Here is a 26,007-nt window from a genome sequence, read left to right as displayed (position 1 = left end):
GGAGAGCCGCCATGTCCGACTCCACCGACCGCACCACCGCGATGTCCCGTCGCGCCGTCACCAGAGCGGCCGCCGTGACGGGCATGGCCGCCCTCTTCGGCGCCGCGACCGCCCGGACCGCCGGAGCGACCGCCCCCCGCTCCCGGCCCGCACCGACCCCGCGCACCGGCACCGTCACCCGCCTCGGCCCCCGGACCCTCGACGTCTCCCTCCCCTCCGCCGCCCTGGGCCGCAGCGCCCCGGTGCGGCTGATCCTCCCCTCCTCCTTCGACACGCAGCCGACCCGGACGTATCCCGTGCTGTACCTCCTCCACGGCGCGCACGACGACCACACGTCATGGACGCGGGAGACGGACATCGAGGCGTTCACGGCGGGCCGGGAGCTGATCGTGGCGATGCCGGACGCGGGGCCGACCGGCATCCCCAGCGCCTGGCGCAGCGGCCCGGACTACGAGACGTTCCAGGTCGAGGAGGTCCCGGCGCTGCTGGCCCGGCAGTACCGGGCGTCCGGTGTCCGGGCGGTGGCCGGTGTCTCGACGGGCGGCTACGGGGCCATGGCGCACGCGGCACGGCATCCCGGGACCTTCGCCGCGGCGGCCTCGTACAGCGGCATCCTCGACACCACGGCCCCCGGTGTGCCGCCCCTGCTGGACGCCATCGTGGCCCGCGAGAACCTGGCGCCGCTGTCGCTGTGGGGCAACCCCGTCCTCAACGTGCTCACCTGGCGGGACTTCAACCCGCGTTCCCGTGCGGCGGGGCTGCGCGGCACCGCCCTGTACGTGTCGAGCGGCAGCGGTGTGATCGGTGGCGTCGGCGACTGGCTTCCCGAGGCGCTGGAGAGCGCGCTGTGGCCGTCCGCGCACGCGTTCACGGACGCGCTGGCGCTGCTGCGGATCCCGGTGACGACCCACTTCTACGCGGGCGGGGGGCACAGCTGGGCGTACTGGAAGCGGGAGTTCGCGTCGTCGTGGCCGATGCTCGCCGGTGCGCTGGGGGTGCCGGCGTGAGGCCGGTGCCGTCGGGGCACGGAACGGAGCGCAAGGGACGTCCGTCGAACCCTGGACTTGTCCCTCGCCCCACGGGCGTCAGCCCGCGGGTGAGCCGCTTCCGGGTGAAAGGAGGGTCCGCCGTGGCTGCCCCCGTCCCGCCGTACGGCGTACCGAAGGGTCCCGGCGCCGCCCCGGTGCCGCCCGAACTGGTCAAACTGCTGCGCGAACACCTGAAGGACGTCGCCGACCAGGTGGAGGAGGAGGTGTGCAGACAGGTCCCGGAGTACGCCTCCCGGTCACTCGACGGAGCGAGCCGGGCACTGCTCAGATCGGGGGTCGTGCAGGCGCTCACCCTGTTCGTCGACCACATCGCCGATCCGCGCGGCCGGGGAGACTCGATCACCGCGATCTATCACGAACTGGGGCGTGGCGAGGCGCTGGAGGGCCACAGCCTCGAGACACTGCAGTCCGCGCTGCGGGTCGGAGGGCTGCACGCCTGGCGGCTGCTGGGCCGCACGACGGAGGAACTCGGGTTGGACTCCTCGGTCATGGCCAGGCTGGGTGAACTGGCGTTCCGGACGGTGCACGAGGTGGCCGAGGCCGCGGCGGCGGGGTACGCGGAGGGGCAGCTGCGCAGCACGGACGAGCTGGAACGGCGCCGGGGGCGGCTGCTCGCCCTGTTGCTGGGCGACAGGCCGGTGTTGCCGGAGGCGGTGCGCGACCTGGCGCACGGCGCCCGGTGGTCGGTGCCGACGCACGTCGCGGTCGTCGTCCTCGCGTCCTCGCCCGACCGGCGGGAGGAGCGGCCGTTGGCCGCCGCGGGGGCGCTGGTGGACATGGAGTCCCGGCCACCACGGATGCTCGTGCCCGACCCGGACGGCTCGGGCGGCTTCGGCGGCCGGGCGTTCACGCTCGCACTGCGGGGGCGTCCGGCCGCGATCGGGCCGTCGGTTCCGCTCACGGAGGCCGCCCGTTCGCTGCACTGGGCGACCCGGGCGCTCGGGTTGATGGGGCGCGGCATCCTGCCCCGGCAGGGCGTGGTGCGCTGCGCGGACCATCTGTCGACGCTGCTGCTGCACAGCGACGAACCGATGCTCGAACAGCTCCGGTCCCAGGTGCTGGCCCCGCTGGACTCGGTCGCCGAGGGGCCGCGCGGGCGGCTCGCCGAGACCCTGCTGGTGTGGCTGCTCGGCGGCAGCAACGTGCCCGACGTCGCCGCCCGCCTCCACATCCACCCGCAGACGGTCCGCTACCGCCTGCGGCAGCTGGAGAAGCTCTTCGGCGACGCCCTGCACGACCCCGGTACCCGGCTGGACCTGATTCTCGCGCTGCGCGCGGAGGCGCTGCGGGACGACGACTCGTTCACCGCGTAGGGAAATCGATCCGGACTCACCTCCGCGCAAAAAGAGAAGCGATTCTTGAATTCCCGTCCATAACACTCGGCCTGACACAGCGAATAGCTTCGGGACGTCCTTTCCGCAGGCGCTCCACGCGCCCCACCCTCAAAGGATCCCCATGCGTATCCGCTTGTGTCTCGCCGCGCTCTCGCTGGTCGGCGGGGCCGGACTGGTCACCGTCTCGGCTCCCGCCGCCACGGCCGCGGCCTGCACGGACATCGACGTCGTCGCCGCTCGCGGCACATTCGAGCCCGGCACGCTCGGCTTCATCGTCGGCGACCCCGTGTATTCCGCGCTGCAGAGGAAAATCACCGGAAAAACGCTGTCCAGCTACAAGGTGAACTACCCTGCGGACCTTTCCCCCACCTCGGCCGCGCAGGGCAACGCGGATCTGGTGAACCACGTCAGGAGCCAGGCGGCCTCCTGTCCGAACCAGCGTTTCGTCCTGGTCGGTTATTCGCAGGGCGCGAACGTCGTCGACAACTCCATCGGCATCAGCAGCGCGGGCGCGGTGGTCGGCAGCCCCATCGTGGCCACGATCCCCGCCGCGCTGGAACCGCGGGTCTCCGCGGTGCTGCTGTTCGGCAACCCGATCCGGGCCATCGGCAAGAGCGTCACCGGCACCTACCAGAGCCGCACGATCGACTTCTGCGCGTCCGGCGACCCGGTCTGCGAGAACGGCGGCGGCGACGTGGGAGCCCACCTCGGCTACACCGCCAACGCCGACGCGGCGGCGACCTTCGCCGCGACCAAGGTCTGAGGCACCCGCCACAGCCGGCAGCCGGAGTGAAGGCCCAGGAGGAACGAGTTCCTCCTGGGCCTTCCTCACCGACAGCGGTGTCCCATCTCTGGCCCACGGTGCAAAGTGGCCGAGAGGGCGACCCCATGGGCAGCCCAGCAACGCCCTCGGGAGCCAGCCAAGGCATGCCCAAGCCGCCACGACCTCGAGGCTAAGGCAAGTACGTCTTGACAATTTGGAATTGTCAAGACGTACTTGCCTCATGGCTCTACCAGACCTGGACGATCTCATCGCGGAAGTAGACCGGCGCTGCGACACCGCACACCGCAGCCCCGGCGGACAAGAACAGCCCGACTGGCTCGCTCTGCTCACCGTCGCCGCTCAACTCGCAGGCCAGATGCAGGCGCTGGCAGACGACCTGGTGGAGGACTACGTCGAGCACTGCCGGATGCACGGCTCCTCGTGGACCGACATCGGCACCGCCCTGGGCGTGACCCGACAGGCGGTCCAGCAGCGCTTCCATGCGCCGCACAAGCGCTACAGCCCCGACACGATGACCGACGACCTCCGACAGGCGATGGTCCACGTCAAGCAAGCAGCGGTGCACCACCGCAACAACTACATCGGCACCGAGCACCTGCTCTGGGGACTGACCACGGAGGACAACAGCGCCACCCGTCTTCTGCAAGCCGCCGGGATCTTGCCGGAGACGGTCCACCGATCCGTCGGCACCAGGCTGAGCATGGGCGCCTCCCAGGCGGCCGAGCGCATCGCCTGGACGCCATACTCTCGCAAGGCCATCGCCATCGCCGAGGCACACTCCAAGCAGAACGGCTCCGACCACATCGACTGCGACGACCTTCTGATCGGCCTCGCCGAGGTCGGCCGCGGAGTCGCCGCCGATGTCCTGACGACGGCAGGCTTCGACCCGGCCGCTCTCGAAGCCTGAGCCCCCGGCCGCGCGAGCACGGTCCCGACTGCGGTTCTGTGCCCGCAATCGAGTGAGACACACCGACGAATCCCGTCTCACTCAAGTTCGGGCACCGCAGGTCAACGTGGCACGATTCCCGGACTCATTCGAGACAGGACATGGGGCGTGTTCCGAGCTAACTCAAGACGGGCGGCGGGCCAGCACGTGTGTGTCGAGGAAGCCCCGCTCGGACGCTGGGTCATGGAGCAACCGAGCCACCGTGACGAGCCCGGCCGCGGCCAGCAATTCGGCAAACTGCTCCGCCGGCCAGCTGTAGGCGGGCGCCACCTTGTGATCGAAGCGGACCGGCTCCGGCCCCTCGGTTCCGAAGAAGGACACCAGGAGCAGACCCCCCGGTGCCAGAACACGCACCTGCTCAGCGAGTAGCGCCGGCAGTTCTTCGGGTGGGGTATGGATCATCGAGTAGTGGGCCAGCACTCCACCGAGCGCGCCGTCCTCGACCGGCAGGGCCTCCATACGCGCTTCGTCGAACCGCAGCGTCGGCTGGGCCCGCCGAGCATGATCGACCATGGCCGGAGAGAAGTCGATCCCGAAGGCGTCCAACCCCAAGTCGTACAGCATGGCCGTCAGATGACCGGGCCCGCACCCGACGTCGGCTACCCGCAGGTTCCCCGTATCACGCACGAGCTCGGCGAAGGTGCCGATCATGTTCCGCGCGAACGGCCGCGTCTCCAACCGACTGGTGAACATCGACGCATAGAGCTCGACGACCCCGTCGTAGGCCGCCCTGATCTCATCCTGGTGTTCTAACATGGGCAGGAAGCTAACACCCCGGCCGTTCACCGCCACGGCCCATACCCGACCCTTCCCCTCGGGACTGATGGTCCCGTCACCTGAATCCTCGTTCATCTGGGGTCGGTGAGTAGTCGCACGCGAAGATCGTGCGCACGGCGCAGCCCAGTTCGTCGAGGGTCTGGTAAGTGGGGTGCTTGGGGCCGCCACGGGTGAAGCGCCGCAGCACCTGTTCCGCCTCGGCCGTCCCCATCCGGAGCGCGGTGGCGTACTTGACCATCTGGTCGTCCTGCTGCTCGATCAGCTCCCATACGGATCGGCCGGGTCAGCGAACCGCCGAACGCGGCCGGCCGGGCGGGGCATCGGCCGGTACAGGCGGATGCTGCCAATCTTCTTCAGCCGGGGCAGCAGGCAGAAGTTGAGCAGCTCGGTGAACGCGACCCGACCACGCTCGCGCCGTGGGTGTCGACGTAGTTGGACTCGATTTCGGCGTCCGTGCAGTGCCTCAGCAGGCCAACAATCACGGCCGCGAACTCGGACGACGAACAGCTCTTGAGCTGGGAGTAGATGCAGACGTTCTTCTTCTCGACGTGCCAGTAGATCATCACGCCGTTGCCGGAAGCGCGCGGGTTCGCGGATTCCTCGATGCGAACGAGCCAGAACCCGCGCGCGGTTGGGAGTCCAGCCGTCGGTGTCAGCCGGGTTCATCGCCTACGTGGCACGGTCACGTGGTCATGCGGCCGGTGCTACGCAGGACGAGGGAGATGAGGGAGGCGAGCCGCACGAAGAGATAGTCGATTGCGGCGTCTGTGGGGAATTCGGTCTGGTCGTGCTCGTGGTGCCGGATTTCGGCATCGAACTGGAACGGATACCCGAGGTCCACTCCGGGACCTGACAGCATCTGCCGCGGGCCCTGTGGCCCGCAGCAGATGCTGTATGGCTAGTGCTGCCAGAAGTCGGCGAAGTTCTGTGCCCAGGCCCTTGCCTTCGTGATCTGCTCGCTCGTGATGTGGATCCCCGGTCCCGGGTCGTTCAGGACGTTGTCCTGCTCCGTGCTGTGCGCCTGGGAACCCGTGATCAGGTGGCCGATCTCATGGGCGATGGTCGCGAACCTGTCCGACGCTCCAGCGGATATGCCCACGCACTGGCTGCCGATGAGGGCGCGGCCGATGTGCGCCGATTCCTGGTGTTCTATGCGATGCATGAAGATGACTTTGAGCACACCCTTGTCCGAGATGTGCTGCGGGTGACTGGACAAAGTGTCATTGTTCTCTCGAAGCGGCCTGTCGTCCGCGCCCTGTCCCGTCACCGGGGCGGTGTGCTGGTTGTCCGTCTTGATGTCGAGGTAATTGACCAGTCGGAACCTGATCTTCGCCTTGCCCCAGATACTGTCCGGTGAGACCCAGCCGAGATGAGTGTAGAGGCCCTCGGCGTCGGGCTCGGGCCAGACGTCCCATGCGCGTTCCGCGAACCTCAGTTCCCCGGAGCCGCCGTCCACGCTTCGGACGTTGACAGTCGGACTGATGACGGGGATCTGGTCCCACAGCGCCATCTGGCCGGCCGCCGTGATCTCCGAGACCGGGACGCTGTCGGAGAAGAAGCGCGCGACTTCGACGGGGACGAGAAGCACTTCCGGGTCGAGCGCGACGCGTGCCTGTTTGACCGGGTTGGCAGCGAATCCCTTGGGGGCCTCGACCAGGAGCTTGATGTCGACCGGGTGGTAGCCGACGCGGATGCGGGACAGCAGCTTGACTTCGGAACCGGCGTCTCCACTGAACGTTCCCGGGGTGGCGGGCCAGGCGTATGCGCTGTCGCTCAAGGATCCGGCCCGGACGGGACGCGGGATCGATCCCGCGTCCGCTTCGCCGTTGGCGACGGAGAGCCGGACGTCTCCGTTGGTGAAGTGCCAGGTCTTCTCCTTCCGGATGAGTTCCTGCGGCACCATGGCGTTCGCCGTCTCCGAGCGCACTGTCATCAGCTTGGTCGTGGACTCGACCCGGGGATTGTCCGTGTCGACGAAGGTGATCCCGTCGTGAATGTTCACGGTGCCTTCGACGACGAGTGAGAGCGTTTGCAAGGGCGGCGGTTGCGGTACGTCCTGTGGCTTCAGCAGCGACCCGAAATCGGTATGCTCCGTCGCGTAACGATTGTTGAACCCTTCGAGTATCGCTGCCTTGAGGACCTCGAAAACGACGTCCTCAAGCCGACGGGGCGATGGATCGCCCGGTGAGTGCTCGTAGTTGAACACGATGACGTCGAGGAAGACCGGGCGTTGCAGCATGCGCCCGTCGAGCAATGAGAGCAATCCCGCGGAGAGTGCCGGATACGGCGTGAACTCGGCGTTGCCCAGGAAGTCGGTGAGAGCGGACTTCGGAATACTGAAGTCCACCCCTACGCCGTCGAGGGCACGAATCGTAGCTTCGGGATCCAAGTCGTTCGGCATGACGATCGCCCTTCGGAGCGGAGCTGTTCCGGTAAACGGCGCGGCGACGAGCTCTTTTCGGAATGATCGCGATGCATCTGCTAAAGACGGATTTCCATAGTCTCACGGCATGCGGCAGGGTGCCACGGCTGGCCTGGCAGCCCCTCCAGTTTCGGGGGCTCGCAGACGGGGCGGTAGTGATTTCTCGGGGCCCGAATAGCTTTCGCCAGACGATGTATTTCATCGCGGTCTCGGCGGCGATGCCGAAGACGCGCATGAGGTGGACCGGATCGGCGATGTGGCGGGCTTCGTCCAGGATGCGGTCCTGGCGGAGCTTGGACGGGCTCAGGCGCAGAGGGCGGAAGATGTCGTTCATGACCATGGTGGAGACGGGCGGGAGCCGGTCGTCGGCGACGGTCTGCTGGCTGACCAGCAGGTAGGGGTTGGCCGTCAGGGGCCACCGCTGGTGACGGTCACGGAGCCAGTCGTCAGACAGACGGGCAGGACCCGTCCATGACGGCATCCTGCCCGCTGCACTTCCACCGTTCGGCGTTTCCCCCGGTCGAGCCGGGGCGCTGCCGCGGTACTACTCGGGGTTTCGCGCGAACTCGGTCAGGCTCGTGGAGACCGGCTCGGGGCGGCCGTTGTTCTGGACGGGCGCGGCGGTCAGGACGTCGAGGTGCTGGTAGCCGTCGGCGACGACAGGGTCCAGGTCCGCCGGGACGCGGCCCGCGAGCAGGCCGTCGCCCGCGAGCACGGTGAGCGTGGGGTTGGCGGTGAGCCCGTCCGGGTGGACGACCAGGCGCTTCACCTGGGGTGACGTGGAGAGTTGAAGGTCGGTGACCAGCTTGGTGGGGAAGTACTGCTCGGTGAAGTCCAGCGGTTGCCCGGCCATGCTGCGGGCCAGTTCCTGGATGTCGGTGACCTCCTTGCCCGCGTCGGTGAACGGGGTGCCGTCGGCCGAGCGGTGGCCGGGGTCGTCGGGGTCGCCGACGCGGTCGTAGTTGCGCCAGGTGTAGAGCGGGCCGCCCGGCCGGTCGGGGATCGCCTTGTACTCGCTGCCGAACAGCGCCGGTTGGGCGGTGCTCCCGTTGGCGACGGGGAAGTTCTTGTCGACGATCGGGCCGCCGTCGAAGAAGCCCACGCTGGTCTGGAGGAACGCCAGCGGTACGGAGTGGTCGTCCATCAGCGCGCCGAGGATCGCCTCGTTGGTGAGCCGGAAGTCCCTCACCGCCGGCGAGCCGGAGAGGAAGGTGGCGGTGTCCTCGGAGAACAGGAAGCGGTTGGTGACCTGGATGTTGGTGTTCTGGGGCAGATACCCGGGCAGGGTGGCCTCGCCGTCCGGGTCCTGCAGCACGCCCAGGCCGGCGATGCCCAGCAGGGTCATCATCTCGGGGTTGAGGAGCACGGGCGCGGACAGCGTGCGGGAGAGGACTCCGCTGTCGAGTCCGGCCTGCACGGCGCCGTGGCCGAGGCCGATGTCGGGCAGGTTGGTGTCGTCCGGGATGCTGCCGCTGAGGTCGGCGAGGGAGGTGGAGACGGTGGTGTCGAGGGCGAAGTACCCGGCGCACTGCCGGTGCCCGGCGTCGGCCGTGGTGGTCCGGTCGCCGTCGAAGTCGGCGGTCGCGAAGTAGCCGGTGATCACACCGCCCAGCGAGTGCCCGCCGCACAGCACCTTCTCCTTGCGCACCCGCTGGTCGGGCAGCTCGGCGGTGAGCAGGTCGTACTGGTCGCGGACGGTCCGCTCGATGCCGAGCCTCGCCATCCAGCCGAGGTCGCCGTTGCCGACGTAGCCGCCGAAGGTGCGGCCCGCGACCTGCTTGCCCCGGTAGTAGTAGTCGACGGCGGTGTGCTGGTCGCCGGAGGCGATCCCGGTGTGGTCCTCCAGGCAGTTGGAGCGGCGGTCCAGGGCCCAGAACTCGATGTGCCGGCCCTGTTCGGCGGCGCGGGCGACGGTGTTGCGGGCGACGCTGTCGAAGGCGCCGGCGCCTTCCAGGATGCCCGGCTGGGCGACGAGGATCCGGTCCGCGTCGGCCGGGGCCGCGGGCCCGTCGGTGGATCGGTAGCGCAGATAGGACAGCCAGTCGCAGGCCGCCGGGCGCGCTCCGAAGGACGTCGGCAGGGGCGCCCGCACCCGGACCAGGGTCTCGGTCACCCCGTCGGCGGGGTTCGTCGACGCGACGGCGGTCTCGGTGCGCGTGCTCTCGCCCCGGGCGTCCGGGGCGGCGCCGGTGACCGCCCCGACGGTCAGCAGCACCGCCAGCGCGGCACTGCGCAGTGGTCGTGAGGTCTTTCCTCCGCTGTGACTCGTGTTCATGCGGGGACGGTAGGACCGCGGACGCGGCCCCACCGCCCCATGCTCACAACAACGCAGCCGACGCCGTGCCCTTTGTCACCGGGCAGCAACCGTCGCCGCCGGCGGACTCACAGCCCGTCGGCGACCATCGCGGACACGATCCGCACGTGCCGGTCGGCCGCCGTGCCGGAGAACTCGTTGTCGTAGTTCAGCCCGTACGGCCAGAAGTGGCCGCCCCCGGTGGAGATCTTCGCGCTCGACCCGTCGTACTGCCGGACCAGCGCGGTGGCCCCCGAGCCGGTCCAGGTGCCGCTGCCGCCCAGCCGCGACCAGCCCGCGCTGGTGCCGACGCCTATGGTGTGCGCGATCTCGTGCAGCGCGGTCCGCTCGTTCATATAGCTGCGGTTGGAGCCGAAGCGGATGGTGCCGTTGATGTTGCCGTCGGCGGTGGGGACGCCCGGTTCGTAGCGGACGGTGATGGTCTTGCCGAGGTCGCTGAGGTTGTTGTAGCGGGCGACGGCCGCGTTCATGGCGTTCGTGATGGAGGCGTACGCCGACTGCTGGTCCTGGGTCGGGTTGCTGGCCCGGACGAGGGTCCAGGTGATGGTGGCGGCCGCCGCCCGCTCGCCGGGCACGGGTCCGGCCTGCGGGGTCGCCTGCGCGACACCGGGTCCGGCGAGCAGTACGGCCGCGAGGGCGGCCATGACCACCTTCCTGCGCGGTGCGTTCATGGGCTCTCCTGTTTTTCGTGGGGGGGGGTGGGGAGTTCAGGCGCCGAGCTTTCCGGTGCCTGCCCCGGCCCGTACCAGGGCCGGGACGTCTGCGGCGGGGTCCAGCGTGTAGGCGTAGTACGTGCGGGGTTCGACGACCGTGCCGTTGGTCTCGCACGCGCCGGAGCCGTTGAAGACGTTGTTCCGCTGGATCAGTCGGCCCGGTCCCGAGGCGTCGTAACCGCTCGCGGAGTAGCAGGGGTGGGGGACGCCCTCGAAGTGGTTGCCCTCGACGACGACGCCCGCGTTCATCGTCGAGGCGACGCCGTAGATGGCGTTGCCCTTGTAGTAGTTGTTGTAGACGTGGACCGGCTCGCCGAACCGGACCCGGGGGTGCCGCTGCCGTGAGCCGTCGAAGAAGTTGTGGTGGATCGAGACCTTCAACTTCCCCGTGTCCTGGCTGCCGTTGCCGTCGGAGTGCCCGAGCAGCATGCTCTTGTCGGTCTTGTTGAACCAGTTCCAGGAGACGGTGACGTACTCGGCGGCGCGGACCACGTCGACCGCGCCGTCGAGCGGGGCGACGAACTCGTTGTGGTCGATCCAGATGTGGTGGGACTCCCGGCCCACGCTGATGGCGTCGTCCTCGGCGTTGGTGAACCTGATGTTCCGCACGATGACGTTGAAGGAGCGGTAGAACTCCAGGCCGCCGCCGTTGATCACGGCCGAGGAACCGACCCCGATGATGGTCTTGTTCGGGCGTACGCCTTGTTTGCTGGTGATGTCGATCGTGCCCTGGACCCGGATGACCAGCGGGCCCGTGGTGTCGATGTACTCGAGGAACTGCTCGGTGGTGGTGGCGGTGACGGTGGGGCCGCCGGCCCCGCCGGTGGTGCCGTTCTGTCCGAGCGCGTTGACGGCGGCGAAGCCGGTGGGGGACGTCTCCGCGAGCGCGGCCGGCCGCGCGTCGGCTGCCGCTCCAGTCTTGACGGGTGCCGCCTCGACCGGCGCGGCCTCGACGGGCGCGGCCGCCGCGAGCAGCAGGGCGAGCGTGAGTGCGGAAAGCGTGCGTGACGACGACCTCATGCGGTTCCTCCCGGGACGAGTGGGGGACGTTCCTGGGGATGTTCCTGGGGCCTGCGAATTCGCGTGAATCCATGTACACAAGGGCTAGAAAGCGCTTTCAGTTTCCTGAATGCTAAGCATGTGTTTTGGGCATGTCAACGAGATCGCGTTCGCCTCTGTGTTGTGGAAGGAGTGTCGTGACCCCACGACATCGCATCGCCCGGGCTCTGGCAGCCACGGCCCCCCTGGTCCTCGGCGCGGGCCTGGTGACCGCGCCCCCGGCGAGCGCGGACGCGTCGGCCACGGCGGCGCAGGCGGCGCCGGGCGCGGTCACCGTGCGGATCGACCCGTCGTACCGGCAGCAGGAGTTCGAGGGCTGGGGCACCAGCCTGGTCTGGTTCGCCAACGCCACGGGGAAGTACCCGGAGCCCATCCGAAGACGGCTCGTCGACATGCTGTTCGGCGAGGACGGCCTCGGCCTCACCATCGCCCGCTACAACATCGGCGGCGGCAACGCCCCGGACGTCCGCAAGGACTACATGAAGGCCGGCGCGACGATGGACGGCTTCTGGAAGGCCCCCGAGGGCACCACCCGCCAGGACATGGAGTGGTGGGACCCGAACGACCCCGACCACTGGAACTGGGACGCCGACCAGGGCCAGCGCTGGTGGGTGGACCAGATCAAGGACAAGGTCGACACCTGGGAGGCGTTCAGCAACTCGCCACCCTGGTTCCAGACCGTCAGCGGCTATGTCTCCGGCGGTTTCGACGCGAACACGGACCAGATCCGCGCCGACCGCGTCGACGAGTTCGCCGGATATCTGGTGCGCGTCACCGAGGAACTGGAGAAGCGGCACGGCATCGACTTCGACACCATCGCCCCGCTGAACGAGCCCAACACCAACTACTGGGGCACCCAGATCGGCGCGAACGGCCAGCCCACCGGCGGCCGTCAGGAGGGCGCGCACGCGGGCCCCGCGCTCCAGCAGAAGGTCGTCCTCGCGCTCGACAAGGCGCTGGAGGGAGCGGCGACCGACGCCGAGATCTCCGCGATGGACGAGACCAACCCCACGATCTTCACCCAGAACTGGAACGCGTACGACGCCTCCGCGCGGGCGGCGCTCCCCCAGCTGAACGTGCACACCTACGGCACCGGGATGCGCACCAGCGCCCGTGACATCGCCAAGGGCGCGGACAAGAAGCTGTGGATGAGCGAGGTCGAGGGCACCTGGGGCACCGGCACCGACTTCACGGGCATGGAGCCCGGCCTCGGGATCGCCACCCGCATGGTCGACGACATGCGGGAACTGGAGCCGTCCGCCTGGGTGTTCTGGCAGCCCGTCGAGGACTCGATCCCGCAGGCCGCCGCCGGCAAGAACTGGGGCAGCATCCACGTGCCGTTCAACTGCACGGCCACGGACACCCTGGAGACCTGCCCGGTCCGGGCCAACTCCAAGTTCCACACCATCCGCAACTTCACGCATCACATCCGCCCGGGCGACCACTTCGTGAAGGTCGACGACCCGTCCAGCGTCGCCGCCGTCAGGAAGTCCGGCCGCGCGGCCTCCGTCGTCCATGTCAACAGCGGCACGACCGGGCGTTCCGTCACCCTCGATCTCTCGCGCTTCGGCAAGGTCTCCTCCCGCGCCACCGTCACCCCCGTCGTGACGAGCGCCGACGGGGCGCTCGTCGAGGGCACCCCGGTCCGGGTGAAGGACCGTGCGGCCACCCTCGACGTGCCGGCCAAGTCCGTCACCACCTTCCTCGTCGACGGCGTCAGCGGGGTCGCGAAGGACGCCGCACTGGTCCAGTCCGACCATGTGTACCGGCTCCAGGGCGCCCAGAGCGGCAAGTCGCTGGCCCCGTCGGAGGACGGCACCGGCGTCGTCATCCGCACGACCGACTCCGCCGACGCCCGGCAGCTCTGGTCCGTCGAGCAGTTGACCCCGGGCCGCGACAACCGCGAGCGCTACGCCCTCGCCGACGCCCGCACGGGCAGGCGGCTCGCCGTCCGTGACCACCAGGCCGTCCTGGAGGACCCGGCCGCCGGGGAGGTCCCCGCGGCCGCCCAGTGGGTCATGTCGACTACGGGCGACGGCAGTTGGACCTTCGTGAACGCCGCCACCGGCCGCCTTCTCGACGTCACCGGGAGCTCCTCGGCGGACGGCGCCAAGGTGTCGACGTACACCCCGACCTCGGCCGCCAACCAGCGCTGGACGGTGACCGACGAGACCGTGCTGCGCATCGAACGCGCCGAGGCGTTCACCGTCCCCGGGCTGCGGCCGAAGCTGCCGGAGACGGTGACCCCGGTCCTCCGGGACGGCGCGCGCGGCAGTCTGCCCGTCGAGTGGGAGCTGCCGTCGGACAGGAAGTGGCGCAAGCCCGGCACGGTCCGTGTGACGGGTGAGGCGACCGACGCCCTCGGCCGCAAGCACCGCGCGAAGGTCCTCGTCACCGTCGACACCATCGCCTCGACCCTGCCCGCCCGCGCCAAGACGTACGTGGGCGGCGTCCCGGAGCTGCCGGCGACGGTCGTCGGCGTCGGCCGGCACGGCGGCCGGACCACCCTCCCGGTGAGCTGGGACGCGGCGCCCGAGGGGGCGTTCGACGAGGCGGGGGTCGTGACCCTGCGGGGCCGGGCGGAGGTCGTCGACGGCAGCACGGCCGCGGCGACCGTACGGGTCCAGGTCACCGAGGCGACCCAGAGCAACATCGCGACGGACCCGGCCGTCTCCGTGGGCGCCACCTACACCGAGAGCGGCTACTCCGCCGAGCGGCTGCGCAACGGCACCACCGCCGAAAAGGCCTGGTCCAACTGGCGGTCGGGCACCAAGAACCCCTCCGACACCATCACCTTCGGTCTGCCGAAGGCCCGTGACCTCACCCGGATCGTCGCCCACTTCCACCGCGACGGGACCAACGTCTCCTTCCCGGAGAGCCTGAAGGTGCAGGTCCGGGCCACCGAGAACGGTCCGTGGACCGACGCGGGCGACCCCGTCGCGGTCGGCACCGAGGGCACCCCGGTGATCGACGTCCCGCTCGACGCGGGCCCGGTGACCGGTGTGCGCGTGGTGATGACCGCGCGTCAGGGCGGCTACATCACCCTGGGCGAGATCGAGGTGTACGCCAAGAGCGCCGGTGCCTCCTCGGACGCGGCCGCCGCCGGGATCGAGGTCGCCGGCCGGCCGGTCGGGTCCTTCGACCCCGACACCACCACCTACCGGGTGGCGACCGACGACCCGGCCCGGGCGAAGGTCACGGCCACGGCGCGCGATCCGTACGCGGCCGTCACCGTGGAACGCGACGGCCGGACGTCCGCCGTCGTCACCGTGACCGGCGAGGACGGCTCACGCACCCGGACGTACCGGATCACGCTCGTACGACGCTGATGTGACCGGCGGGGGCCGCGAGCAGGCCCCCGCCGGTCGTCTCGCGAGCCAGGGTCACCTGGCACGACCCGGCGGCCCGCGAGAACCGGTCACCTCACCGGGGTGGTCAACTGCTGGCGCAGGCCGCCCCGTTGAGCGTGAAGGCCGTCGGCGCGGTGTTGGTGGCGCCCTTGTTCCCGATGAACCCGACCGTCACGGAACCCGCGGCCGGGATGGTGGAGGTGTAGGAGGCGGGCTTCACGCTCACCGAACCCCCGCTCTGTGTGGCGGTCCCGCCCCACATGTTGGTGATCGTCTGGCCGTCGGCGAAGGCGAAGCCCAGGGTCCAGCCGCTGACGGCGGTGGTGCCGGTGTTGCGGACCACGATCTCGCCCTGGAAGCCGCCCGGCCACTCGTTGGTGGCCCGGTAGGTCACCGCGCAGTTCCCGGCGGGCGTGCCGCCGCCCTCGTCCGTCGTGACGTTCACGGTCGCCGAGCGGGCCGACCGGTTCCCGGCGGCGTCGCGGGCGTAGACGGCGAAGGTGTACGCCGTGTCGGCGGTGAGGCCGGTCAGGGTGACGGAGTGGGTGGTGGAGGCGGCGAGCTTGGTCTCGGTGGAGCCGCTGACCCGGACGATGTCGTAGCCGGTGACGCCGACGTTGTCGGTGGCGGCGGTCCAGGAGAGCGTGGCGGAGGTCGCCGTCACGGCCGAGGCGGCCGGGGTTCCCGGGGCGCTCGGTGCCTGGGTGTCGCCCGGGGTGCCGCCGCCGAAGACGGTGGCCTCCTCGGCCGTCTGCGCGATGCCGTTGACGCCGTTGAAGATGCGCTGGCCCCAGGCGCTCAGCCGGGTCGGGTCGAAGCCGATCGACAGGTCGAGGATCGGATCGGTGTTGCCGCTCCAGGACCAGGCCAGATAGCCGAGGTCGAGCCGCTCGGCGGCGGCCATCATGGTGTCCTCGTCGGGGTCGCCCCACTGGTCGGCGGGCCCGCCGAACTCGCCGATGAGCAGCGGCAGTCCGGCGTTCACGAAGGCGCCGAGGTAGTCGTTGATCTCGGCGGCCGTGTCGAACACGCTGTACATGTGGATCGAGAAGATCAGGTTGCCGGTGGTGTCGGCGTCGTACACGGACTGGGCGTTGGCACGCATGACGCCCTGCCAGTCCTGGCCCCAGTTGGGCGCGTCCACCATGATCGTGTGCTGGAATCCTGCGGCCCGCAGCTTCTGCACGGCGGCCTTGGTGGGGGCGGTCCAGCCCTCGGGGTCGGTGTTGCCCCAGGGCTCGTTGCCGATGTTGACGATGACGTAGTCCTCTTCGCCGGCGAGGACGTCCTTGAGGCCGATCCAGTAGTCGGCGGCGTGGTCGAGCGTGCCGGCGGCGGCCTCCTCGCCGTACCCGGTGGTGTCGTGCACCTCCAGGACGCAGATGAGCCGGTTGGCCTTGCACTGGGCGACGACGTTCGCCACGTCGGCGGGGCTGTTCTTCGCCCAGCGGTGTCCGTCGGAGAGGACGACGCGGACGGTGTTGGCGCCGAGCGCCTTGATGTCGGCCAGCGACTGCGTCTCGCCCGGGTACCAGGTGTGGGCGTGGTTGACGCCGCGCATCACGAAGTCGTTGCCGTTGGCCTCAAGCAGCCGGCCGTCGCTGATGTGCAGGCCGGTGGCCCGGACGTCGGGGGCCGACTGGGCCAGGGCGACGGCCGGGGCGAGGACGCCGAGGAGGGTGAGCGCGATCATGCCCGCGAGGCCGGCCAGGAGCGTGCTCAGGGGGTTTCTTCCAGTTCTCACTGCGACTCCAGGTGGGGGTGGGCGCCGAGAAGGTCAGGCATCGAGAGGTGGGGGTGCCGGGGAAGTGGGTTCATGGGAGCGCTCCCATGAACCCATCTAGTCCCGTACACGTCAACCCTTCGCGCGCGGTCAGCGGCGAAGACCGCCCCGGACCGCGGCGGCGACGACCGCGTCCCGCTCGGCGGCGGTGAACCGTCCCTCGGAGACCCACGCGTCGGCCAGCGCACGCACCGCCCCCACGAAGGCCTCGGACGTCGCGAAGGGCGCCCGGGCCCACAGCACGTCGAGGAAGGTCAGCCCGTCCCCACGGCTCCGGTTCGGGACCCCGGAGCCGGCCGTACCGAACACGACCACGGGCTCGGAGCGCCGGAAGTACGCGTGGTAGCGAAGGTCGTTCCCGGCGAAGAACGGCGCGAGGGTGAGCCCGTGCGTGGTGAAGTGCAGCGGCCTCCCCTCGGGGCGGACGGCGTCGGCGAGATCGCCGCGCAGGGTGAAGTCCTTGTAGAAGGAGAAGCCGCGGAACCCGGCCTCCGCGCTCTGCGCGACCAGCAGCAGCGGGCCGAAGAACAGCGACTGGACCGTGGGGTCGTCCGGGGTCCGCTCCACCCGCAGCCGGTACGGCGCGGATATCCCGACCCGGTCGCCGCGCCGCCACTCCCGGCTCAGCGACAGATACGACCCGGGCACGGCCTCGACCTGCTGCCGCACCCCGTTGACCGTCACGGTGAACCCGGCCGTGGCCCAGGACGGCACCCGCAGTCGCAGATCGAGCCGGCCCCCGCCCTCACGGAAGACCAGGGTGCGCACGCCCTCCGCCGGATAGGAGCTGCTCTGTTCGACGACGAGCCCGCGCTCCGGCCACCGCAGGGTCGAGGCGAGGTACAGGTTGACGTACAGCGCGTCGCCGGCGGCGGAGCGGAAGTACACCGAGTCCTGGTACTTGGTGTGGTTCTCCATGCCGGTGCCGCCGCAGCAGGTGCCGGTGTTGCCGTACTCGCGCACGACGCCCGGGCCCATGCCCACGAAGTAGGTGACCTCCGGGCTGCTCGTGCTCGCGATGTCCCGGCGGGAGGCGAGGATGTGGTTCGTCAGCCCCCGCTCGTAGTAGTCCATCCGGGCCGCGTCCGGCTCCCGGAAGAACAGCTGCCGGCTCAGTTTCAGCATGTTGTAGGTCGCGCAGGTCTCGGCGTTCTTGTCGTCCAGCGTGGCCGCGACGGCGTCGCGGGCCTTGAACATCTCGCCCTGCCCGGTACCGCCGAGACTGTAGGTCCGGTGACCGACGACCATGCCCCAGAAGTTGCGCGCCGCGTCGGCGTACCGCTCCTCCCCCGTCTCGTCGAACAGCCGCAGATAACCGGTGAACTGCGGGATGTGCTGATTGGCGTGACGCCCGTCGAGGACGTCCCGGTCCTGGGCGCAGGCGTCGAGCAGCGCGGTGTTGTCGAAGCAGCGGGCGGCGGCCAGGTGTTCGGCCTTGCCGGTGAGGGCGTACAGGTCGGCGAGCACCTCGTTCATGCCGCCGTACTCACCGGCGATGTAGATGGACCACATCCGCTCCAGCTGCGCCCTGGGCAGCCCGCCGAGCCTGCTGTGCACCCAGTCGCCCATCCTCGCGGCGATGGTCAGCGCCTGGGCGTTCCCGGCCAGGGTGTGGGCGTCGAGCAGCCCGCGCATGATCTTGTGACAGGTGTAGTACGGCGCCCAGATGGTGGGGTACGTCGTGTAGCTCTCCAGCAGGATGAACTGCGTCTCCGGGTACGCCGCCAGGAAGCCGGGGTGACTCGGTCTCGGCGTGCCGCGCTCCGCCAGCGCCGACTGGCACTCCCCCAACGCGGTGACCAGATAGTCCAGTTTGGTCTTGAGGGCGGACTCGCGGGTGTCGGCGTAGGCCTGGGCGACGAGCGTGAGGAAGTGGCCGCCGTAGTGGCCGCGCAGATTGCCGTCGGAGGTCTCCCAGCCGCCGGGCGGCCGCGCTCCCCGGGTGTCGAGCCCGGCGTTGGCGCGGAACACGGCCAGGATGCGGTCGGCCGGATAGGACCGGGCGTAGTTCAGCATCAGGTCGCGCTTGGCCCGGAACACGCCGTCCCCGAGGGTGACCCGGTCCAGCGGGAAGGGGTGCACCGCCCAGCCGGCGGGGACGGGCAGCGGGGCGGCGGGGGCCTGGGCGGGCCCTCGGTGGGCCGGGGCGGCGTGGGCGGACGAGGTGGCCTGCACGAGCGGGCCGGCGGCGGCCGCTCCCGCGGCCAGGCTCAACAGCCGTCGCCGGGTGGGGGGTTGGGACATGCTCTCGACTCCGATCTTCTCCGGTGGGGTGGTGGAGGCTGTGTGTGTGGGGGGGGCGGAGAGACGGTCACGACGCCCGTGCCAGGGCGGGTGCGCGGCCGTGGGGGTCGTCACGGCGGTCCCGACACGGCGGTCCCGTCACGGCGGTCCCGACACGGTGACCGTCGCCGTCGCTCGGTACGTCGTGCCCGCCACCGTCCCCTTCACCTCGAAGGTGCCGGGTTCGGCGTACCGGCCCGGTTCCACCGGGTCCCAGGTCACCTCGACACGGCTGTCCCTGGAGCCGTCGTTGAAGGTGGCGACGACGGTCGGCGGGAGGGTGGGTGCCCGGCCGGCCCGGGTGGTGACGCGCTCCTCGGCGACGCTGGTGATCTCGACCGCGTCGGTCTGCCGCACCCACACGGTCGCCGTCACCGGGCGTGCCGCGAGGTCGGCGAGCCCGGTGACCCGGACGCTGGTGCCGCCCTCGGCGACCTGCTCCCGCGTCAGCGCGGGCCAGGCGACCGGCGAGCGGGCCGTGGCGCCGTCCTCGTACACCAGGGTCACCTCGTCGGGCAGTTCGGGGAGCGTGCCGCGCGGTGTGGGGACATGGACCTCGCGCACCGCCTCCGGCGTCTGCGCGTACACCTTCCACTCCTGCACGCCGAGGGCCAGGTTCGGATGCCCGGTGAGCCGGGCGCGCAGCGCCGTCGTGGTGACGGGGGCGAAGGTGGTCCTGTTGTAGCCGTCCTCGGCGGTGCCGTAGCCGCTGGGCGCGCCGACCTCGCGCCAGGTGTCACCGTCCCGGTACTCGATGACCCAGGATGCGGGCACGCCGACGCCGTCGCCCGCGCCGGGCTGGGCGTCGCGGAAGAAGTACAGGTCGGAGCCGTCCACACGGACCGGGTCGGCCCAGGTGTACTGGACCCACTGGGTGCCCTTCTGCGGCCAGCTGCCCCAGCGCGGGGCGTCGGAGGAGGAGGCGGGTTCCCGGCCGTCGTTGATCGCGGCGACCGACTCCCAGCCGGAGGTGTAGGAGGCGGTGGGGGTCGCGAAGGGCGCCACGTTCACCTGACCGCCGGACGGCCCCTCCGCCTCGATCACGACCTGTTCCGCGGAGTCGGACGCGCCGTCGGTGGCGGTCAGCCGGAGGGTGTAGGTGCCGGGGGCGGTGAAGCGGGCGACGGTCGTCGGCGCACCGGGGTCGTCGAAGATGACCGTGCCGCCGTCGGGCCCGTCCACCGCCTCCCACACGGAGGTGAGTCTCCCCTCCGGGAGCCCGTCGTCCTCGACGATGCCGGTGAGCCGCACCTGTCCGGGACGGCTGTACGTGGTGTCCCGCCACGCCTCGACGTAGGGCGCCCGGTCGCGGGCCGCCGGGGGCCGGGCACCGGTGTGGAACGCCTGGATCTCCTTCAGGCCGCTGGTGTGCCCGTCGCGGTGCCGCATCGACACCCGCAGCTTCTGCGCGGTCACCTTCGAGAAGCGCACCTGGTTCAGATTGGCCCGGGGATACGTGGGTGTCTTGGCGGGCCGGGTCACGTCCCTCCAGCGGCCCTCCCGGTCCTGGTACTGCACGGTGTAGAGGGCGGGCTCGGCGTACCCGCCCGGCCGTTTGTCGCTGAAGAAGTACAGCCGTACGTCGTCGACCGCGCGGGGCCGCCCGAAGTCGACCTCGTACCAGTCCTCGGTGTTGCCCGAGCCGCGCGCGCCCCAGTGGGGCTCGTTGACGGTGAACCCGTCGACGGCCCCGGCCGCGCCCCGTCCCTCGGCCTCGTGGGAGGCGCGGGCCGTGACCCCTGCGGCGAGATTGTCCGTCGCCGTGCCGGTCAGGTCACGGCCGGCCTTGGCGAACAGGTCGGTGACGCGGTCCGCGCGGCCGAACTCGACGTCCTGCGGGGCGGCCACGGCCGTCCGCAGCCCCGTGGTGCGGGCCTTGGCCCCTCCCCCGTCCGGGAACGTCACCTCGCGGGTGACCGGGTCGTGGACGAGCCGGGTGAGCCGGTCGGCGGTCAGGGCGAGCCTGCCGTCGAGGTAGAGGGAGTAGCCCTCGGGGACCTGCCGGCCGTACGGCCGCTTCCCGTCCCCCGGTTCGTCCCAGATCACCGCCACGTCCGTCCCCCGGTAGTTGATGTCGGTGACGGCGAAGTGCGGCCAGTCGACGTCGATCGGGGACAGCTCGATCTTCCGGTCGTCGCGGGGGCGGAAGCCCATCGCGTCCTCGATCACGGTCCAGTTGGTGGTGCCGAGGATGGTGTGGTGGATCCAGGAGCGGTAGCCGATCTTCTGCGGGTCGGCGCCGCCGTCGGCCCAGAACTCGTTCTGGTCGGGCCACCGGTTGTCGCCGTCGACGTAGTGGGCCCAGGCGTTCCAGGAGAGCAGCTTCTTGTACCAGGTGCGGTCGATGTACCGGTTGGGGTACTTCCGCAGCACCGAGGAGAGGAAGCGGAAGGTGACCGTGGAGTTGATGACGGAGAAGTTGTTGCTCCCCGGGTGCCCCTGCCCGGCCGCCTCCGCCTTGTCCGCCTGGTTGGCGGTGAAGAACGGGAAGACCGGGTACTGCTCGGCGTCCGCCCACAGCCGCAGCGCCTCGATGTACTGGGGGTCCTCGTCCGGCGTGGGCATCAGGCCCACGCTGTACGGGTAGTAGTTGTTGATCTCCTTCCAGGGCACCAGGCTGTCGCTCGCCACGTGCCGGTGCTTCAGCAGCTTGTCCTCGGGGTCCCAGAGGTGTTCGAGGACGGCGTCCTTCACCCGCTGCGCGACGCTCCGCATCCGGTCGGCACCGGCCTTCTCACCGAGGACGTCGTACGCGCGGGCCGCCGCCGTGGCGTTGCTGTAGACGTACGCCGACTCGGCGCGGTCCAGGTTCCCCGGTTTCCAGTCGAACGACACCGCGTCGGCGTCGTTGCCGGTCATCGCGCCCCAGTCGTACTCGATCAGCCCGTTGCCGTCGTGGTCGTAGGCCGCGAGCTGGCCCTCGACGTCCTTCTCCGCGTACCGGGCGAGGTTGCGCGGGATGCCGTCGGGACCGCCGTGCACCTGGTAGGAGCGCCAGGCGGCCTCGGAGATGTACTGGGTGTAGCTGTTGGACCAGTTCTCCGGGTCGCCGGGGTTGTCGGTGTACTTCCCGTTCTTCGACACCTCGCCTGCGGACACCCAGGGGCCGTACGCGTAGCTCGGATCCCGCAGGTACTTCAGGTCGTCGACGAACATGCCGACGGTCAGCGCGATGGCGTTGTTGTAGCCGAGGACGCCTTCCATCGAGGTGGGGAACTGGTAGTCGTTGCCCGGGATGTCGGCGTCGAGGTAGTTGAACCGCAGCAGCCACCAGCGGTAGTAGAGCGTCTTCTCGATGTTGTCGTCGGGAAGGTCCATGAAGGGCAGGTTCTCGGCCCACCACCGGTTGTAGGCCTGGACGTGCGTGCGGAAGGCGGCCCCCGGGGACGCCGTGCGCACCGCGTCGTACGCCGGCCGGGACGCGGTGATCTCCTCGGTGACGAAGCCGAGTTGGACCTTGGTGGTGAGCGTGCGGCCCGCCGGGACGGTGACGGTACGGGCCAGGGCGCCGCCGTCGGGGGTGAAACCGTCGCCGCTCAGCCGGGGGAAGACCGTGGTGAGGTTGTTCTTCGCGGGCACCGTGCCGGTGAGTTCGCGGCCCTCCGGGGTGCCGGTGTACGGGGACGAGGCCCGCAGGGTGATCTCACGGCCGCCGGTGCCCGTGTGGCTGAGGTCCAGCCGCGTCACGGCGACATTGGCGTCGGTGATGAACTTGGTCTGGACGACCTTCAGCCCGGTCGCCTCATGGGTGAACTCACCGCGCCAGTGACTCGGCGTCTGGACGCGGGCGTCCACGTCCTCCCGGAGGGTGAGGCGCTCGCCGTCCACCACCAGGTCGACCGTGTAGGCGGACCGGTTGTCGATGCTCTCCCCGTACGCGACCTGCCCGGCGAAGCCCAGCCGGCCGGGTTCGTGCTCCTTCATGAACACCGCCCGGCCCCGGGTGAACAGCCAGTCCCCCGACGGGTCGTCGCCCTTGCGGGCCAGCATCCGGTCCATCCAGAAATCGGTGCCGTTCCCGGCTCTGCGGTCGGCGTCGTACTGGGCGCGCATCGTGCGGCGCACCGTGAAGCCCGCGGGCAACTCCGGTACGGGGTCGGCCGATCCGGAGTAGACCGGGTACCCGATCGCCGAGTTGTCCGCCTCGGCCGGCACGGCGCCGAGCGTACCCAGCAGCAGCGCGGCGGCCAGCGCCCCGGCCAGAGTTCCGCGACGACGCCGTCTTCGGGGTCCGGGCACGGCTACCTCCCTGATGCGGGGTCGGGGGCGGGGGCTGAGCCATGGCCGGGGCCAGATCCGGTGTCGCCGTCCGGGCCCCGGGGCGGCCCCTCCTCGGTCGTCGGCAGCCACACCCGCATGGTCGAGGGGCCCCGGTTGGCCCAGGAGTGGTAGGGCACCAGGACGATCCCGGTGCGCTCGGCGGGCGGTTCCTGCGGGGCGTGCCCGAGCGGCTCGTACGGCCACGCCCGCGCGCTCGGCCCCGCGCCCTGGGCGACCTCCCCCGCGACCACGACCGTGCCGGCGGTGTCCGCCGTACCGCCGGGCCCGTCCTCGGGATCGACGGAGGTGTCCACCCGTACGACGTCGACATCGTTGCCTTCGGGGAGGTCGACCGACTCGGCGCAGTACACCAGCGGTCCGCGTTGCACGGCGACCGTGCCGCGTACGGCGTCGATGCGGGGGTCGGCGCGGATCCAGCGCGGGGCGACGGGGAGTTCGAGGCGTATCTCGTCGCCGGGACGGAAGACCCGGGTGAGGGCAGCCGTGCCCGGGGCGACCGGGCGGCGCGCCCCGTCCGGGGCGACGAGTGACGCGGTGGCGCCCGTCGCCCAGCGGGGCACCCGCAGGGAGAGGGTCCAGGGCCGGTCCGGGGAGCGGCCGATCCGGACGGTCACGGTCCCGCCGGACGGGTAGTCGGTACGGACCCGCAGGGCGACGCCCCGCCCGCCGGTGAGGGAGGTGGCGATGTCCGCGTCGGCGTACTGGTGCAGTTGCACGCCCTCGTCGTCCGCCGTCGCCAGATACGCCGGCAGCTGCGCCAGGGTGCGGGCCACGTTGGTCGGGCAGCACGACACGGCGAACCAGGGGGCGCGCAGCCCCGAGTCGGCGCGCGGGCTGTCGGTGTCCGGCGACGGTGCGACGCCCCGGTGCCGCCGGTGCAGGGTGTTGGCGTAGAAGAAGGACCGGCCGTCCTCGGCGGGCGAGGTCGCGACCACGTTGAACAGGGTCCGTTCGACGAGGTCGGCGAAGCGGGGCTCGCCGGTGGCCAGCAGCAGCCGCCAGCCGAGCATCACGGAGGCGACGCCGGCGCAGGTCTCGGAGTAGGCGCGGTCCGGGGGCAGGACGAAGTCGTCGCCGAAGGACTCGTCGCGGTGGTGCGAGCCCATGCCACCGGTGAGGTAGGTCCGGCGGGCGACCGCGGTCTCCCACTGGTGGACGACGGCGGCGAGCAGCTCGTCGTCGCCGGTCTCCACGGCCACGTCGACGGCCCCGGCGGCGAGGTAGAGGGCGCGGACGGCGTGGCCGCGCAGGGCCGTGGCCCGGCGTACGGGGACGTCGTCCTGGAAGTAGGCGCGGCCGAACTCGTTCTCGGTGAGGGTGCCGTGGCCGCGTCGGTCGACGAACAGGGCGGCCTGGTCGAGGTAGCGCTGCCGGCCGGTGAGGCGGGCCAGTTCCACCAGGCCCGACTCGATCTGGGGATGGCCGCAGACGCCCTCGATGCCGCCCGGCCCGAAGGTGGCGCACACATGGTCGGCGGCCCGCTGGGCGATCTTGGCGAGTTCGCCCTCGCCCCGGGCGCGGGCCTGGGCGACGCCGGCCTGGATCAGGTGGCCCTGGCAGTAGAGCTCGTGGCCCTCCGCCAGGTCGCTGTAGCGGGCGGCCTGCCCGGGGCGGCCGAAGGCGGTGCCGAGATAGCCGTCCGGGGCCTGGGCGGGGGCGACGAGATCGGTGAGGGCGGTGATCTCGTCGTCCAGCGGGGCGCCGCCGCCGTTCGCCGCCTCCCAGGCCATCGCTTCGAGGAGTTTGTAGACCTCGGAGTCGGCGAACTCCCGGCCGCGCCGGTCCCGTTCGATCCTGCCCTCGACGGCGGCCCTGAAGTTGCCGGTCCAGCCGACGCGGTCCATCCAGTCGCGGCAGTGGCCGAGCGTGGCGGTCGTGTTGGTGTGCCGTCGCCGGGCCCAGAAGCCCCCGGTGATCCTGACCTCGTCGAGTCCGAGCGGCCGCAGCCGGCCTCGGGTCGGCGCCACGGGCAGGACGGACGACATCACCGCGTTCTCCCTCACCTGTTCATGCCTCCGGTTCGTCCCTTCGGTCGTCGGGGGGGGCCGTGCGGGTAGGTGGGCCGGCGGTTCCGCGCGGTGGCGCGCGGGTCAGCCCTTGAGCGCGCCGGACATGAAGCCGCGGACGTAGTGCCGTTGCAGCAGCAGGAAGAGGAGCAGGCAGGGCACGGCGAGCACCACCACGCCCGCCTCGGTCGCGCCGTAGTCGACGGCGCCCATGCTCTGCTGCCGCAGGTTGGCGACGGCCAGCGGCAGGGGCGCCTTCTCGCTGTCGGAGATGAGGATCAGGGGTGCGATGAAGTCGTTCCAGGCGGCGAGGAACGCGAAGAGGCCCACGGTGATCAGCCCCGGCCGTACCGCCGGGAGGAGCACCCGGCGCAGCGCGCCCGCCGTGCCGCAGCCGTCGACGAGCGCCGACTCCTCCAGTTCACGCGGGACCGCCTCGAAGGAGATCCGCATCATGAAGGTGGCGAACGGCAGTTGGAACATGGCGAGGACGAGGCTCAGCCCGATCAGCGAGTTCTGCAGGTGCAGCCTGCCGAGCAGCACGTAGAGCGGGATGAGCAGGGTGGCGTACGGGACCATCAGGATGGCCAGGGTCAGCAGGAACAGCAGGTTCTTGCCGGGGAAGTCGAAGCGGGCGAAGGCGTAGCCGCCGAGCAGGGAGACGCCGAGGGTGAGGGCGACGGTCAGCGCGGAGACGACCGCGCTGTTCAGCAGGTACTGCCACAGTCCCGCGTCGTACTCCAGCAGTGTCCGGTAGTTGCCGAGGCCGTACCCGGATTCCTGGGCGGTGCCGGGCTGGGGGCTGACCGACGCCCAGGTGTTCCACACCAGCGGGAAGAGGAAGATGACGGCCAGACCTCCGGCCACGACATGGTGCGGTGTCCGGCCGAGAGCGCGGGCGAGCAC

Annotated in this window: 18 protein-coding genes; 5 read left to right on the top strand and 13 right to left on the bottom strand. The window is 70.7% G+C overall.

Going from position 1 to position 26,007, the window contains the following annotated elements:
- The first annotated feature begins 11 nt into the window (after nt 1–11).
- The 4 genes from HW837_RS33215 to HW837_RS33200 all read left to right on the top strand — a co-directional run bounded on the left by HW837_RS33215 (nt 12) and on the right by HW837_RS33200 (nt 4,074).
- Entirely contained in the window at nt 12–1,007 is a 996-nt protein-coding gene (locus HW837_RS33215) for an alpha/beta hydrolase (RefSeq protein WP_093789739.1), read from the top strand.
- Nucleotides 1,008–1,129: 122 nt separating this feature from the next.
- Nucleotides 1,130–2,362: a PucR family transcriptional regulator gene (locus HW837_RS33210; protein WP_177261843.1), complete on the top strand. Its 1,233-nt coding sequence runs from the start codon at nt 1,130–1,132 to the stop codon at nt 2,360–2,362.
- A 142-nt stretch (nt 2,363–2,504) separates the two neighbouring features.
- Nucleotides 2,505–3,146 carry a cutinase family protein gene (locus tag HW837_RS33205; RefSeq protein ID WP_193380890.1) on the top strand — a complete coding sequence of 214 codons (642 nt, stop codon included), beginning with the start codon at nt 2,505–2,507 and terminating at the stop codon, nt 3,144–3,146.
- Between the two features lie 241 nt (nt 3,147–3,387).
- On the top strand, nt 3,388–4,074 hold the full coding sequence (locus HW837_RS33200; RefSeq protein WP_234442799.1) for a Clp protease N-terminal domain-containing protein: 687 nt from the start codon (nt 3,388–3,390) through the stop codon (nt 4,072–4,074).
- 162 nt (nt 4,075–4,236) lie between these two features.
- On the opposite strand, the gene HW837_RS33195 is transcribed toward HW837_RS33200, so the two are convergent.
- From HW837_RS33195 to HW837_RS33165, 8 genes are all read right to left on the bottom strand, one after another.
- Entirely contained in the window at nt 4,237–4,869 is a 633-nt protein-coding gene (locus HW837_RS33195) for a class I SAM-dependent methyltransferase (RefSeq protein WP_045562310.1), read from the bottom strand.
- Between the two features lie 76 nt (nt 4,870–4,945).
- Nucleotides 4,946–5,128, bottom strand: a complete 183-nt coding sequence (locus HW837_RS50475; RefSeq protein WP_052683140.1) for a Tn3 family transposase — start codon at nt 5,126–5,128, stop codon at nt 4,946–4,948.
- Between the two features lie 115 nt (nt 5,129–5,243).
- On the bottom strand, nt 5,244–5,453 hold the full coding sequence (locus HW837_RS50470) for a Tn3 family transposase (RefSeq protein WP_196789620.1): 210 nt from the start codon (nt 5,451–5,453) through the stop codon (nt 5,244–5,246).
- 119 nt (nt 5,454–5,572) lie between these two features.
- Nucleotides 5,573–5,731: a hypothetical protein gene (locus HW837_RS33185; protein WP_177261842.1), complete on the bottom strand. Its 159-nt coding sequence runs from the start codon at nt 5,729–5,731 to the stop codon at nt 5,573–5,575.
- Nucleotides 5,732–5,788: 57 nt separating this feature from the next.
- Nucleotides 5,789–7,291 (bottom strand): hypothetical protein, encoded by a 1,503-nt coding sequence (locus HW837_RS33180; RefSeq protein ID WP_143110712.1) that lies wholly within the window; start codon nt 7,289–7,291, stop codon nt 5,789–5,791.
- 565 nt (nt 7,292–7,856) lie between these two features.
- A complete protein-coding gene (locus HW837_RS33175) occupies nt 7,857–9,587 on the bottom strand; it encodes a hypothetical protein (RefSeq protein WP_193380889.1) in 1,731 nt (576 codons plus the stop codon).
- Nucleotides 9,588–9,694: 107 nt separating this feature from the next.
- Nucleotides 9,695–10,297, bottom strand: coding sequence for a hypothetical protein (locus HW837_RS33170; RefSeq protein ID WP_045562251.1), 603 nt, complete (start codon nt 10,295–10,297; stop codon nt 9,695–9,697).
- A gap of 36 nt (nt 10,298–10,333) precedes the next feature.
- Nucleotides 10,334–11,359 carry a pectate lyase family protein gene (locus tag HW837_RS33165; RefSeq protein WP_045562250.1) on the bottom strand — a complete coding sequence of 342 codons (1,026 nt, stop codon included), beginning with the start codon at nt 11,357–11,359 and terminating at the stop codon, nt 10,334–10,336.
- Between the two features lie 176 nt (nt 11,360–11,535).
- Here HW837_RS33165 and HW837_RS33160 point away from each other — a divergent pair, with 176 nt between their 5' ends.
- Nucleotides 11,536–14,727, top strand: a complete 3,192-nt coding sequence (locus tag HW837_RS33160) for a glycoside hydrolase (RefSeq protein WP_237311257.1) — start codon at nt 11,536–11,538, stop codon at nt 14,725–14,727.
- Between the two features lie 106 nt (nt 14,728–14,833).
- Here HW837_RS33160 and HW837_RS33155 read toward each other — a convergent pair whose 3' ends face one another.
- From HW837_RS33155 to HW837_RS33135, 5 genes are all read right to left on the bottom strand, one after another.
- Complete coding sequence (locus HW837_RS33155) at nt 14,834–16,441, bottom strand: cellulase family glycosylhydrolase (RefSeq protein ID WP_237270485.1); 1,608 nt, start codon at nt 16,439–16,441, stop codon at nt 14,834–14,836.
- Between the two features lie 180 nt (nt 16,442–16,621).
- The gene (locus tag HW837_RS33150; RefSeq protein WP_193380887.1) at nt 16,622–18,775 is read right to left on the bottom strand and encodes a glycoside hydrolase family 127 protein; all 2,154 of its coding nucleotides are present in this window, start codon (nt 18,773–18,775) and stop codon (nt 16,622–16,624) included.
- 138 nt (nt 18,776–18,913) lie between these two features.
- Nucleotides 18,914–23,053 (bottom strand): Ig-like domain-containing protein, encoded by a 4,140-nt coding sequence (locus HW837_RS50100; RefSeq protein WP_193380886.1) that lies wholly within the window; start codon nt 23,051–23,053, stop codon nt 18,914–18,916.
- A 2-nt stretch (nt 23,054–23,055) separates the two neighbouring features.
- Nucleotides 23,056–25,080, bottom strand: a complete 2,025-nt coding sequence (locus HW837_RS33140; RefSeq protein WP_193380926.1) for a glycoside hydrolase family 127 protein — start codon at nt 25,078–25,080, stop codon at nt 23,056–23,058.
- Nucleotides 25,081–25,185: 105 nt separating this feature from the next.
- On the bottom strand, nt 25,186–26,007 hold the full coding sequence (locus tag HW837_RS33135) for a carbohydrate ABC transporter permease (RefSeq protein ID WP_193380925.1): 822 nt from the start codon (nt 26,005–26,007) through the stop codon (nt 25,186–25,188).

The organism is Streptomyces caniscabiei (assembly GCF_014930365.1).
GTDB lineage: Bacteria > Actinomycetota > Actinomycetes > Streptomycetales > Streptomycetaceae > Streptomyces > Streptomyces caniscabiei.
Note: the sequence above shows the minus strand (reverse complement) of the source record. Positions and strands in the feature narration are given on the sequence as shown.